This is a genomic window from Spartinivicinus marinus (assembly GCF_026309355.1).
Taxonomy (GTDB): Bacteria; Pseudomonadota; Gammaproteobacteria; order Pseudomonadales; family Zooshikellaceae; genus Spartinivicinus; species Spartinivicinus marinus.
In genome coordinates this window covers 5,904,758-5,918,892 of the sequence record NZ_JAPJZK010000001.1, presented here as the reverse complement: position 1 = coordinate 5,918,892, position 14,135 = coordinate 5,904,758, and the positions used below count along the sequence as shown (strand labels likewise).

The 14,135-nt window shown below is 41.7% G+C and carries 9 protein-coding genes; 8 read left to right on the top strand and 1 reads right to left on the bottom strand.

Features of this window, described 5'->3' with window-relative positions; all coding sequences use genetic code 11:
- The first annotated feature begins 7 nt into the window (after nt 1-7).
- The 8 genes from OQE68_RS26150 (at nt 8) to OQE68_RS26115 (ending at nt 13,083) form a co-directional block, all read left to right on the top strand.
- Nucleotides 8-1,558: a hypothetical protein gene (locus tag OQE68_RS26150; protein ID WP_180568957.1), complete on the top strand. Its 1,551-nt coding sequence runs from the start codon at nt 8-10 to the stop codon at nt 1,556-1,558.
- Nucleotides 1,559-1,576: 18 nt separating this feature from the next.
- On the top strand, nt 1,577-2,407 hold the full coding sequence (locus OQE68_RS26145; RefSeq protein WP_180568958.1) for a hypothetical protein: 831 nt from the start codon (nt 1,577-1,579) through the stop codon (nt 2,405-2,407).
- A gap of 1 nt (nt 2,408) precedes the next feature.
- Nucleotides 2,409-6,794, top strand: coding sequence for a coiled-coil domain-containing protein (locus OQE68_RS26140; protein ID WP_180568959.1), 4,386 nt, complete (start codon nt 2,409-2,411; stop codon nt 6,792-6,794).
- Nucleotides 6,795-7,074: 280 nt separating this feature from the next.
- On the top strand, nt 7,075-7,215 hold the full coding sequence (locus tag OQE68_RS26135; protein ID WP_180568960.1) for a hypothetical protein: 141 nt from the start codon (nt 7,075-7,077) through the stop codon (nt 7,213-7,215).
- Between the two features lie 462 nt (nt 7,216-7,677).
- Nucleotides 7,678-9,366: a pyridoxal phosphate-dependent decarboxylase family protein gene (locus OQE68_RS26130; protein ID WP_180568961.1), complete on the top strand. Its 1,689-nt coding sequence runs from the start codon at nt 7,678-7,680 to the stop codon at nt 9,364-9,366.
- Nucleotides 9,367-9,416: 50 nt separating this feature from the next.
- Complete coding sequence (locus OQE68_RS26125; protein WP_180568962.1) at nt 9,417-10,799, top strand: nucleotidyltransferase domain-containing protein; 1,383 nt, start codon at nt 9,417-9,419, stop codon at nt 10,797-10,799.
- Nucleotides 10,800-10,976: 177 nt separating this feature from the next.
- Nucleotides 10,977-11,768 carry a bestrophin-like domain gene (locus OQE68_RS26120; protein ID WP_180568963.1) on the top strand — a complete coding sequence of 264 codons (792 nt, stop codon included), beginning with the start codon at nt 10,977-10,979 and terminating at the stop codon, nt 11,766-11,768.
- 70 nt (nt 11,769-11,838) lie between these two features.
- Complete coding sequence (locus tag OQE68_RS26115; RefSeq protein ID WP_180568964.1) at nt 11,839-13,083, top strand: ABC transporter substrate-binding protein; 1,245 nt, start codon at nt 11,839-11,841, stop codon at nt 13,081-13,083.
- A 122-nt stretch (nt 13,084-13,205) separates the two neighbouring features.
- On the opposite strand, the gene OQE68_RS26110 is transcribed toward OQE68_RS26115, so the two are convergent.
- A complete protein-coding gene (locus tag OQE68_RS26110) occupies nt 13,206-14,102 on the bottom strand; it encodes a DMT family transporter (protein WP_255490887.1) in 897 nt (298 codons plus the stop codon).
- Between the last annotated feature and the right edge of the window lie 33 nt (nt 14,103-14,135).

The window sequence follows — 14,135 nt, the reverse complement described above, 5'->3', positions numbered from 1 at the left end:
TCGTAGTGTGACAGCATTTGAAACAATTCTTGAAGAAGGCACAAGTAACCGTACCTTGGCAACGGATGTGACCAAGGCGGTACGTTCCAGCCTGATAATGCGACCAATCTATGAATTACCCACCCGTATTTATCGGCAAGTAGGGCAGGATAGCGAGCCTAACTTACTGGAGCACGTCGATTTAATGTGGCTTGCCTTTGCTACTCTGGATATCATTGCAGAGCTTACCGAATATCAGGTGGGTGCCAGCCGCACTGAGATTTTACAACACTTGTTTCCTTTAGCTGAAGCTCAACTCCAGGCGCAACAGATTCAGGTACCACCCAGTGTACTCAAGAACCTGTTAGGAAAAGTGTTTGATCACCTGGTTAATCGAGATAATCGCTATCTGCCGTTTACTTATCGCTTTTACGATGGGGCTCAGCACCAGTTTCACACCCGCAAATTCTGGTTGATCAAGGCTGTTTATACTGGTCAGGGCAAGGAGTCGTTTTTTGCCCTGACTGATGAAGGTTATGTGGCTTACTTTGGGCTTCATGAAAGCAGTGCCTTGGATGCTGCCGCTATTGGCAACTTGCGTATTAAGCTGTTAATTGAACGGGGCAATGTGGATGATGCTTTAACCGCGACAGACCAAAATCGTAAGCAGTGTTTACGTAAATCAAATGAAGTACGCGATGTACGTCGTAGTATTGAGCGTAATATTCAAGCCGTGGATTTTCGACACATTAATCAGCTCGCTGATGAAGGCGCTGATCAAGCCACGCAGATTCAGCAGGAAAGTGGCCGGTTGCATCACCTGGTATTGGATAATCTGGATAAAAACAGTGATGAAGAGGAGCTTCGTTACAAGCTTCAACAACTGGCAGAAAATTTGGAGCAATTAAATATCCAGCAAATGAAGCTGGTCAATCAACTACAAAAACTGCCGGATGACTTCAATGATCATAGTCATAAACTGTTCCGGCGCCGCTCCATTGGGATAATGCCAGCTATGGATACCATTACCCGACGGTTGTTTGCTACCCCGGAAGCACAGGCAGCAGCCGTTGGAGTAGAGTTTATTGCCCGATTTGATCCGCCTCTACGTCAACCTTTATTTGATCCTGGGTCAATGATTGATGCTATTGATCGGGCCCTTGAGCGGCAAAATGCATCAGGTGACATCTATCAGCAAGTGGAAGAAGAAGCGGCTGAGTTAATTGAGTATTTCCAGCCAGAATTAAATGATGAGCTAATGGGTGAAGCACTCAAGCTATTATTTAACGCGGTGGCTGGTGAGCCGGTGTTATTAAGCCAATTACTCACCCAAGCCACTGCACCGCTTACTCCTTTAGCAGATAAGTTACAACCATTATTGCCAGTTGCTATGGCAATGCAGGTTTTTCAGTGTGTTGTTGATCACCGTCTGGCAGAAAAATATCACCTGCAAATAGAACCTCAAGCTGACCAGCATGTAAGACTGCTGTTGCCCGATGGTCGTTTATATCGTGGTCATGAGTTGTTGTTAACCAGCACCCATCCTAGCATCTTTTCAATCGCTACTGACCAGGCTTAAGTTTTTTAGGATAGTTCCATGACATACCTTGACGAAGACAGCTTTCAACAAGCCAATCGACTGATTTATTTAAGCCTGATTTACAGTAACGGTAATAGGCGGGCATTGAGTCAATATATGGAAGAAATGACTGAGTTGCTGCAGAAATTTCGTTCCAGCGAGCCTTTTCAACAGTTGGTGGAAGCCGGCTTAAAAGCGATGGAGTTGCAAATTTTAACCATTACCAGTGATGGCTTACGTTTGTCAGCCCGCCATGCCAATAGCTTTTTTGCTACAACATTAACCGATTACGGTAAAATGCTGGCTCGCAGTGATAATAAAGCCGCTGATTTATTATGTGTGCACTGTGCCATTGCCACTGCATTATTTCCCAATGAAACAGACTTGGATGCCCCTGTTGAAGATTTAGGGGTAGTGATGGTGGAAGACATTATTCAAGTACTCCGCCGGTTTGCCGACCAGGAACAAAAGCTACCTGCTGAAGATGATATTCTCGATCCACAAGTGCGGACGGCTGCCCAGCGGATTCGTGAACTACCTGAAGAAAACCCCGACAGTAAACGTGCAGGAGCAGGGGCTAGCTGGCTGGCATTGATCAATCGAGTGTTAGAACATTTGGTCAGCACTGATTATTTGCTGGCATTTGAGGATCATCAGGAAGACGTGATTGAATATCGACCCACCCCGGCCTATCAAGCGGCATTACGCCAGGCGGCCGTTTATGCATTTCATCATTTTCGAAATGTGGCAACCGGACAAGACCCACAGCTGAAAACACCGGGAACAGGGCCTGATCAAGAGTCTGAATCCCCACAACTAACTGAGCAACCAGAGACAGAGGTGAACTAAGGTGTATCGGCTGTGTAAATTCTTTGTCAGTGATATTGTGGCAGGCAGTAATATTTTAAAAAATGGTTATTTTCCTATTTTTAAGGAAGGAGAGCGGCCTGATCACGGCGTGTTATTTGCCGCCAATGGTACCTGTAAAACGACGTTATTATCCTTTTTATTAGGGGTTTTTTGTCCAGAAAAACGTCGCTTTGTTCAGTATCTGCAGTCCAGTGGTGACAAAACCATGGAGCAGTATTTAATCCCAGGTCGCCCAGCGGTGGTGGCGGTTGATTTGGTGACAACTGGTGAAAGTAATTTATTTGAAGCAGAGCCCGAAGAACACATTGTATTAGGACAATTATTATTTCGCCATAAAAGTGCGACAGATCGCGTCGATCGTTATTTTTTTATTGCCAATCATGCGGATTTATTTGATCAACTTAAACTGCAATGGGATGAACTGCTAGCACAAGATCAGCCTTATACCGCTGTACGGGAATTTTTAAGCCCACGGGTACAACAAACCCAGTCCCAAAAAGAATGGGAAGAAAAACTGGAAAACCTGGGGCTGGACCCTTGGTTAATGAGCCGTCAGGTGGATTTTGCCCGTAGTGAAGGGGGGATAAAGGATGCTTTTAAGTTTAAAACTGAAGCAGAATTTATCAGTTTTTTTCTGGGCTGTGTGGCTGATATGGAAGCCGCCCAAGAGTTACGGGCCAATACAGAACAGTCTATTACCAAAATGCAAGACCGCCCAGTTAAACAACGACAATTAACGGCGGTTAGAAAAATTCAACAACAGTTGCAGGATTTTGATCAAAAAGCAGCAGAGTGGCGTCAGGCTAAAAGTGAAGCAGATACTAATCAAGCCCAGTTAGCAGAAGCGGCCTTTTTACTGAATAAAGCTTATATAAAATCCGATGAAAAATTGCAACAAGCCTCTGAGCAGCTGAATACACTCAAACAAGAACAGCAACAGGCGTTGCTTAAATCTGAAGTAGCAAGCGTGAATAAGCTGGTTGTCCAAGAAGCGCAATTGCAGCAGATATATGATGCAATTGCTCAACAGCTGAAGGATAAAGAACAGCAAAAAACAGCGGTTATTGCAGAAAGGGAAGCAATTAACGCAGCGGATTATATTGCCTCAATTCAGGCGTTAACCAGTAAGGAGCAAACCAAACTCCAAGCATTACGGCAAGCGGATAATCAACTTTCACCGGTGCGAGAAGAAATCAACCGGCGAGCTTGTCAATATCATTTTCGTTTAACCCATGAACGGGCACAATTGCAAACCGGTTTACAAGCATTACATAGCCAACAGCAGCAGTATGCTCAACAGCTTGGAGAGCAAAAGCAACAACAGTACACCATCCGTCAGCAGCAGGATCAAAACAATGCGGCCATTACTCGGCTGACAACTCAGCTAGAAAGTGCTCAAATCAGCCAGCAATCCTTACCACTTGAAAATAATGAAACACCCTCACAGGCGCAAGTTCGCCTGGCAGAGCTGGTCGAACAAACAGAAGAACAATTAGAAAATTATCGTTTAAAGATAGATCAATTAGAGCAAACCCGACGTAAGCAGGATAACGAACAGCTGCCATTACAACAAAAACTGGCTGCAGCCGAGCAACTGCTTGGTCAATTAGAGCAGCAACAGCAGCAAGCAGAACAATTGCGAGAACAATTGTTGGCGAATGAGCAACTTATTACGTTAACGGGTAACCATCACTTTGAACCGACGAGTGCCGAACTGACGGGCAAAGTAGAAGAGGTGATTAATCGACGTCACCAGTCTATAGATGAGCTAAAGGAAGCACGCTGGCGATTGGAAAGTGAGCTTAAACAATGGGAACAGTTAAAGTCGTTAGCGGTTGATTCACAAACGCAACAGCTGTTGCAGTATTTTTATGATGAACATGAATTTACCCCTGTTCAGTTAAAAGCGTATCCGGACTATTTAACCAGTTATTACAAGGATGATCCGGACCAAGTGGCTGCTTTTTTACAGCGGGATCCTGGGCGGTTTACGGGTATTTATGCAGCTAATCAGGCAATTATCGATAAAATACAACAGTTGGATATTCCTGACTGGTTAAACCGGCCAATTATTATTTCACTACCCTGTAGCGGGTTGGCAGAGGTCACGGCTACAGAACACTATGTCGTCACCCCCAATGATCCGAATATTTACAGCGAACAATACATCAACCAGTTAAAAAGCCGCTTAAATGAGCAGTTGCAAACCAATATATCAGAAGCAACAGCCATTAATCAGCAATTAATCCAATGGCAAATAGCCCTGCAACAACTCAACCACTATCGTAGTCTATTTCCTGATACAATCGCTGTGGCTGCCACGGAAGAGCGGGTAGTGAGTCAAAACCAGACTGTTGAGCATTTACGGCAACAGCTGGATTTATTAAAGGAGCAACGAGAAAAAACCCTTGCCAACCAAGAATCAACAGCCCAGCAAGCGCAACGGTATCAACAACAATTGCATAAATACCAGCAGTATTTAAGCACCATTACTCAATGGTTAGGTCAGTATGAGAATTTAGGGCAATGGCAACAGGCGCTACAACAACATCAAGAGCAGCAAATTGTTTTAAATAAAGATTGGGATAAGCTGGTTGAAACGATTGAATCTGTACAACAACAAGTGGTTGAATTAACGGGGCAGCAGTCAGTCAAACAAACAGAACTAAAACGGTTAGACCAGCTCGCAAATGATGTACCTGTTAGTGAAGAGCTGACATTATCCAAGCCTGATCAACAAGAAGCATTACAGCATGATATTAGTGTATTACGCCAACTGCATGAACAAGCTCAAGAAACCCAGCGCCAGCTAGTCACTGAATTAGGTATTACGGCATTAAATAACGAATTAAATGAATTAACCAAAGCGAAGCAGGAAGCGAAAACAGATTTCGCTAACTATCAAGAAAACCATCGGTTTGATCAGACACTAGCAGAGCAGTGGGCTGCACAAAGTAAACTAAACCGTCATGACCAATTAGATCAGTTATCAACACAATTAGAGGCCATTATTGAACAGGCCGCAGAGTTAAAAGCGAATAAGGATAAAAAAGCTGAAGACCTTGTTCGTTGTCAGAAGCAGCTAAAGGCAAAGGCAAAGAATAAAATCATCCCAAGTATTGCTACTGAAGAAATCCTGGCAGAGGATTTAGATGTACTATTACATCGGTTCCGTCATGAAGAAGAAAGTAATCGAGCAAACTACAACACCTTAGGTGAGCAAATTCCTCCATTTGAAAAGCGATTAGCTGAAATACAACAATTATCCAATACCTTATCAGTCGCCAAAGCGACGGTTAGTGCCTATGAACCATTGTGGGATGAAGAATCCCCCAGAATGGAGTGGCCTGACTTACTCTTTGCTGAAACACCAGCAGCCAGTGCTGAAGCAATGGCTGATCAGGTTAAACAACTGGCAAAAAGTCAAAAAAACCGGGAGGATTTTGTCAAACGCTGTCGTGATAAACTGGGTAATGCATTTGAGCAATTGCAAGCAAAACTGCAGGATGAAAAACTCAAACAACAGTTGCCGGCCATTGTTGATGAGTTAGCTCGTCATGACGCAAATTCCCTGGGTAATCAATGCGAAGAGCTGTTAGATAAAGCAGAGCAAATTGCCTTGAATATTGAAGGTGATTTATCCCGTTCAGAACAATTTGTTAAAGCGTTAGTGGGTACCTTACTACAACATACCAAGGAATATCACCAAAAATTACAGGCTGCGGCCAAGGTGATTATTCCTGAAGATGTGTATATTTATGGGGGGAAACCCATATTAAAGTCAGGTTCACGCTTAGATTTCAACAAAAATTACGATGTGTTCCATAGCAGTATTGAGCGTTGGTTTGAAGAGTTAATTGAGCATGGACGCCTACCTGAAGTGAACCCTACGGCGGGTAATGTATTAGGCGCTGAATTACTTTACCGGTTATTACGTGCTTCTATGGCTAAAGATAAATTCGGTATCCATCTATTAAAGTGTGATGATACTGGGCGCCATTATGAGCCAGTGGGTAAGGATTTAGGTTCCGGTGGTGAGGCTTTAACTACAGCAGTACTGTTGTATTCTTTGTTAGCGGCTATGCGGCAAAAGCGGCGTCATCGTGCTGATGAACGAATTCCTGCTTTCTTAATCGCCGATAATCCGCTAGGGGTATGTAACCGCTCGGACTTTTTGGATGCTCAGTTAAAAGTAGCCCGTTCAATGGGGATACAATGTGTGTATTTAACGGGAATTAATGATCGAGAGTCACTGAGTATTTTTGAACACCGGGTTGCTATCAGAAAAACTACCCGACAGTTGCAGGTTGATAATACGCCTTATGTATTGTTGGAAGTGATAGAGCAGCATGTGGAAACAGCTTAAATAAGGAAAAAGGGGTTGCATAAACGATACAGAACACGCAGACAGTTGAATGCTCCTTGCATAAACTGCATTCCCATCATCCTTGATGGTCACTGCTCTAATCGGCATCCATGCCTCATAAGGTTCTGGATCGTTCATCCAACCCCAGTTGAACAGCGTAGGTGGCGAGAAATCCAGTACCTGATATGGGAAACAGAAGATAGAACGCCCTGTTATCCCATATCCACGAACGTTTGCGACGAACTACAAGAGAATTTTTAAAAAAGGAATGCGGTAACCAATGGATCAAGTCGTCGAGCAGGCCATTAAACAACAAGTACTGGCTATTTTCGCTGAATCGAAAAATAAACCCACTTATGTTGAAAAAGCACTTTTTCTAATCACTAGGTGGCGTACTCCTATTTTAAATGTAATTTTTTAATTCAAAATTTACTGTTGTATTAATTAATTTTAAATCGGCCTACTCATTAATATTGTCTCTAATAATTATTCTACTCTAGGCTAAAAATAATAAGGCACTATTTTTATTAAATCAAACAGCATAACACCTATTTAAAACCAATAACAAAGTTAAAAAAATTAGTCCGTATGCAACAAATATCAGAATAGCTTTTCTGATAGCATCAAGTGTGTAAAACCTTACCAAGAGGTATTTAAGTTAATTCTTAAGTATTCTTAATTGTAGAATAATTGAAAATCATTTATTAGCCTGAAGCAAGGTAAGCCAGTGTTCATATGCCCAAAAAGCAGATGTTTCATAAGTGTCATTGACCAATCACCCAGCTTATTTACAGATAATTTACACATATATTCTGCTGATGAAACACAATGAAATATCATGACTAAATTGGTATGCCCTTTGCGCGTGAGTATTAGGTAAATCATGCATTTTAATTTAGAAGAAGTAACACTTGATAGTAATAAAAAATCGCCCCGTAGTTCAGAGAACTCTGACCAGCTGCCTCCTCAATCTGAGTTTTTTCACAATAGCGGCCGTTATATTGATCACTTTTTTGAGAAATTAAAATACGGCTATCAGTGTATTCAAGCAAAAGAAGCGCAAGGGCCGAAATTTCCAGTTAACGCATTTTGTTATGAAGAGAAAATAGAAAAAAACTTGATTTGTGAGACAGGTAAAAATAGTGAACAGGTGTTGGAAGCTTTAGCGAATATTGTTGATGGTAGTATCAGGCCACAATCTCCCCATGCAGTCTTTAATATGGTACCTAACCCCATGTTGGACACCATTGTCGCTGCATCCCTAATGCAACTTTATAATGTGAATGCGATTATGGACACTTACGGTGGGAAAGCATTGTTGTTTGAACAGCAAGTTGCCCGGAGCATAGGGAAGTTGATCGGATGGGATCAGGCAACAGGAATTGCCTGTAATGGTGGCAAAATCACTCTTTTTTATGCGATTAAGTCTGCTATCACTCGCATAGCGTCTGACGCTGATCAAAAGGGTATACCAAATGATTTAGTCATTTTAACCGCAGATGGGGCACATTATTCATTAGAACACACATGCAGTCTATTAGGGCTGGGGACCCAGCAATGTATTCGGGTTCCCATTCATTCATCAAATGGTATGCAGGCCAATGAATTGAAAGCAGCGTTTGAGTCGCAAATTGCTAAAGGGAAACGAGTGGCGGCGATTATTGCTTGTGGAGGGACTACGCTGGATTTTCTTTGTGATAACACGCAAGTGATCCATAATACAGTAACTGAAGTAGTTGATAGCCATCAACTGGATTATTTTCCTTATTTACATCTGGATAGTGTTATTGGCTGGTTGTGGTTCAGCTTTTTACAAGCACCGACGAGTATCTATCAGAAGATGAATATTCATCCTGACATTCAGTTAAAAATTCAATCGGTCTTGGATAAATTACAAGGCATGCATAGATTTGATTCGTTTGGGGTCGACTTTCATAAAAATGCACTTTGCCCCTATGCTTCAAGTTTTTTTATTAGTAAAGCATTGGCTATAACGACTCGTACAGAAAATGATGGTTCTGTAAAAGAACGACAGTATGGTGAACTCAGAGCATTTGATCATACCCTTGAAAACTCTCGGCCTGCATCAGGCATTGCGAGTGCTTGGACCGCTTTACAACGGCTAGGAAAACAAGGGCTTAGAGCTTATTTAGCACAGTTGTTGGCGTCAGCAGAACAAATTAAAGCGAGTATACGACGTTATCAACATGCTGCCGTTTTAAACGACAGTTCCTTAGGTTGGGAAGTGATTTTTACCCTTAACCCCTCAACTACACTGGCTCAACAGTATGAGCCACACCAGCTTCACGAAGATTTTTACCGCTATATCACTGAGCGAACTAACATGGGTGATGATGTGCCAAGCATTAGTATTATTAAAGACTTTCGAAAGAGTTATGGTGAAAATGTAGGCCATGGTTTTATTTGCTATAATATGACGCCCGGCTTAACAACGTTACAAGCAGAGAAATTAACGGGAAAAATAATGACTGTTTTTGCCCAATATGAGCAGGCCATTGAGACGGGTGTCCGCTGTATTACAGATCAAGAGTTGATCGCGCCAATTCGTTAATGTTGTGATCGCCTATCGTAACTCGAAAAATTTTTATAAAGGAAAGCATTATGCCGTTAGGCATTAATCGACAAGCCAGTTTTTCTCCCTTGCTGCCACAGCAAACAGAGATACAGATAACGAATAAAACCAAACAAATTCATCCACAACGGCAAATAAGTACTGAAAATATTAATCAATCAGTTCAAGAGTATAACCCAGCAGTCAAACAACTTGGGGTTGTCGTCACAGGATTAAGTCATCTGGTTGAAAAGCAGGGTAACTCGTTGATGGGCTCAACGAAGGAAGTGGAAATACAGCAGGGAGATGAACTGACAATTGATACCGCAGTTGCCTTGCACTCAAAACGAGGTCCTAATCATGAATTGTATGACCAAGTTGATAAGAAAAGTCAGCCTGATTATTTATGGTTTAAAGTATTGAAATTAAACAGCGATGAGGTTGCATCAAAAGAATTATTTGTTCGAGAGCATACATTTCTAACCCACGACCAAGAAATAGTCGATAGTCCTTCGGTTAAAAAAAGTGATGATTATAGGCTTCGTGGAACGAAGCAGGAGACATACGATTACCCTTGTACGCTAGCTCATGTAAAGCAAGCACCAGAAGCATTGCAGACAATAAAAAATACGATTGCTGAGATCAAAGCACGAGATACGGGTGAAACCCCTGATGTTAAAGGATTAATACAAGAATTTCGTGAAGCACTATCGACCCATTTAGGGGGGACATTTATTTCATGTTTATATGGATCATATGCAACAGGTAGCCAAAAAAAAGGGTCCGATATTGATGTGATGTTCTCATGTGATAATCAAACGTATAAAGTGTATCGAAATGAGTTAGTCCCCATACTGACAGACTTTCTAAAGGTTTTACATGATAAAGTGGGTGCCCGAGTAGATGATGAAGTGCCACCAGAATCTAAACATCTAATCAGTGCCCAAGAGCTGATGGAAGCAGCCAGTGGCAGAATTTACTATCCACAGGGGGAAACACAGCAGCCTAAAATTCACACATTGTCTTATTTTTTGGATAAAGATGTCGCACTAGGAGAGATGAAAAAATCAGAGAGTGGCCGTTTTGGGAAAGATTTTTTAGCCAGTAAATACCTTAGATTGCGTTTAATTTTTAATATTCTTACCACCCCTAATGACATATCAAGCAATAACACAGAAGCTGTTGCGCATATTCAACAGGTAATGCGTGCCAACTTAATTAAGTTGAGTGATGATTTGCAGACAATGAACAACACTTCCAACCACCAGGGAGTCGATCATCTATTACATGATAGTCAAGGTAATGCTGGTGAAATGTTTTTAGGGTACAAAGCTGATCGAAAAGGAGTCATTGAACATTTGCAACGGCTTATTCAACAAACGGAATCAACTGACTTACTCAAAATAGACCAACTATATGACAAGCTTGTTTGATATTGACTGCTAGATTTGACTCCCAAGGCTATCCTACTCCAACTTTTTGAGTGGTTATTAGACCATCAACCGTAGTAAGCCTTATTCTGTTTTATACGCAAGTGAATTCCCGTCTATTCTAAGTATTAGCAGTGTCCTTGAATTTAAATTTCATATTGAGATGGATATTCAATTTTAATGCGAGAAGTGATGTATGACCAAAGTAGTTTGTTAATCTGTAGTATTCTTTTCATCTCTATGGCACTTTGCATAGAGATGGGAGATCGTATTGGGCGATCAAAGCAGGGGCTAGTTAATGAATCATCTAAAGCACAAGTCAATACGATTCAAAACTCGTTACTTGGGTTGCTAGCATTGCTCCTGGGTTTTACCTTTTCATTATCATTGCAACGGTTTGATAGCCGCAGCAACCTGGTTGTAGATGAAGCAAATACGATTAGTACGACGTATCTTCGAACACAACTGCTACCGCCGGCGGTTCGTAAACATATAAACCCTTTACTAATCGATTACTTGAATATTCGTGTACAGGTTAGCAGCATTTCTCTGGTAGATAATGAAAAAAGGAAAGTGTTAAGTACCAAGGCTACCCAGATCCATAATCTACTTTGGTTGCAAGTTAAGCAAGCAGCTGAGCAGGGCAAAAATTACATTAATACTAGATTATTTATTGAGTCACTTAATTTACTGATTGATATTTTTAGTAAGCGTTCAGCTGAGTTAAATCGACACGTCCCTGAACTTGTTCTGTTCATTCTATATGGCACATTTCTGATGACAGGTAGCATCGTTGGCTATGCCTCTGGCGTGACAGGTAATCGAGTCCCTTTTGTCACTTATATTATGGTTGCAATGATAGTGCTACTAGTTTTTATTATCATTGACCTTGATCGACCCAAGCGAGGTATTATCAAAGTCAATCAGAATAGTTTGATTGAATTACAAGCTTCTATGCCTGAGATGAATTAGCACTGTCATTGGTTTGCACTATACTCAGGACAGTAATATCACTGTCATAACCAAGTAGTAGGAAGAACCAATGAAGATGTTTTACTCACTATGTTCTTTTGGTTTAATTTCACTCTTATTAACAGCACCTACTGCAGTGGTTTATGCAAAAGAGGGAGCAGGTGTTTCAGCAGATAAAATTAAACTGGGTAGTGTACTTGCCCTTAGGGGCCGAGCGAGAAGTTTAGGTGTGGGAATGCGGCAGGGCCTGGAAGCCGCTTTTTCGGGTGTTACTGTTAAAGGAAAAACAATCGAGGTTGTTTTTGAAAATGATGGCTATGAGCCTGATCTTGCTGTCAAAGCGACAAACAAGCTGATAAAAGAAAATATATTTTTGATGATTGGTAATGTAGGTACGCCAACAGCCAAGGTTACCTTACCAGTTTTAGCTAAACAACAGGTTCCCGCAGTGGGCTTTTTTACAGGGGCCGGCTTGTTACGGCCAGGTCCTGGTCCTGTTATTAATTATCGAGCCAGCTATGTTCAAGAAACAGAAGCGGTTATTAATGCGGCTCTAGATCATGGATTAAAGCCCACAGAGGTTTGTGCTTATGTACAAAATGATGCTTATGGAATGGCTGGCTTAACGGGAATAAAGTTGGCTTTAGAAAAAGCCAACGCAGATAGTGAGCTATTAAATAAGCTGACCAATATGATTAGTATGACAGGTGATAACCCACCACGAAATAAAGTAGGTCCAGTAGGCGTTTATAAACGTAACACCCGAGAAATTAACCCTGGCTATGAGTCATTAAAAAATTGGGAGCAAACCAATAACAGCAAATGCCGGTTAGTTGTTACAGTCGGGGCTTACGATAATATTTCGCAAATGATTCGTTTGGCTAACAAAACCAATACAGAAAACTGGATTTTCTCAGCCGTATCTTTTACTGGTGCTAATGTACTTAAAGAAAAACTAGTGGGATTTGGCGTTCATGAGCGGGTAATCATGACACAAGTAGTACCATTGCTTAACTCAGATTTGCCGATTGTTCAGGAAGCAAAAACTGCATTAGGTACAAAATTCGGTTTTGTTTCTTTAGAAGGCTATATCGTTGGTAAAATGACAGCAAAATTATTAGAGCAAATGCCAAGCCCTATTACTCGAGACAACTTTGTTAGCTATGCCAAAACAGCAGCATTTGATTTGGGTGGCCTTGCCATCGATTTTACTAAAAACGGTTACCAAGGTTCAGATTTAGTTATCCCCAGTTATTTGACTAAAGAAGGATATGTTCAAATGACAAAAACTATCTGGGAGTCAATAACAAAATAACCAATGTATCCCCCCTTTCAGCTATGCTTGTAACAATTGATTTAAGTGGCAACCAATCAGCTTTTTGCAGAAATCAAACCACTTTATTGCTAATGAAGTCAAAGGGATAGGGTAGGTACATTTTACACTTTTACTGCCACTTGTTGCTCGCGGTTTTCCCAGTGGGTAATAAATGCCACAGCTAAAATGATCATGGCTGCTCCTAGCCATAAGCGTCCTGGTGGCATCCAGCCGAATACCAAGTAACCGGCTAATACATTCACGGGTAGTTTAAAGTGATCCCAAGGTTGCACAAATGCTGCATCAGCAACAGCATAAGCCCTTGCAATCGCCCACTGAGCAAAGGCGGTGAGTAATCCAATACACACTAAAAATAGCCAAGCGTTAAGGTTTGCTGGTTGGGTAAAGTCTGAAAAAGCCAATAAAGCATTAAAAGGGGTCATGAGCAGTAATAAGTACATCACCATTGTACTGGATGTGTCGTCTCGACTTAAACGCTTAACCATTAAGGAGTAGCTTGCCCAAAAAAACGCGGCACCCAGTGGCAGCAATGCAGCCCAATTAAAGGATTCTGACCAGGGCTCTAAAATTAACATTGCTCCACAAAAGCCAACGAGTGTCGCCAACCAGCGGTATAAACCGACCCGCTCTTTCAGAAACAGACCTGCACCTAACGTTGCCATTAAAGGAGAGGTCATTAGCAACGCGATGCCTTGCCAAATGGGGATAGGGTAAGCTAACGCCCAAATCCAAAGCTGTATACCAACAACAGCGAGTACGACCCGTAATACATGAAGAGCAGGATATGACGTACTTAAAGTGGCTTTAATGCCTGTTTTATATACCCAAGGGATGAACACAATTAATGCAATGGCATATTGAATGAATGCTACTGAGGTTGAGTTCATTTTCATCTGAATGCTCAACACTTGAGTTAAGGTATTAATTAACGCAAAGGCCAACCCAGCACTGAGCATCCAGGCGGCACCTTTCAAAGGGTGGTGTGTCACTTCCATCATTATGCTTATAGTGTCTTTTGCTAGAGTCAACCG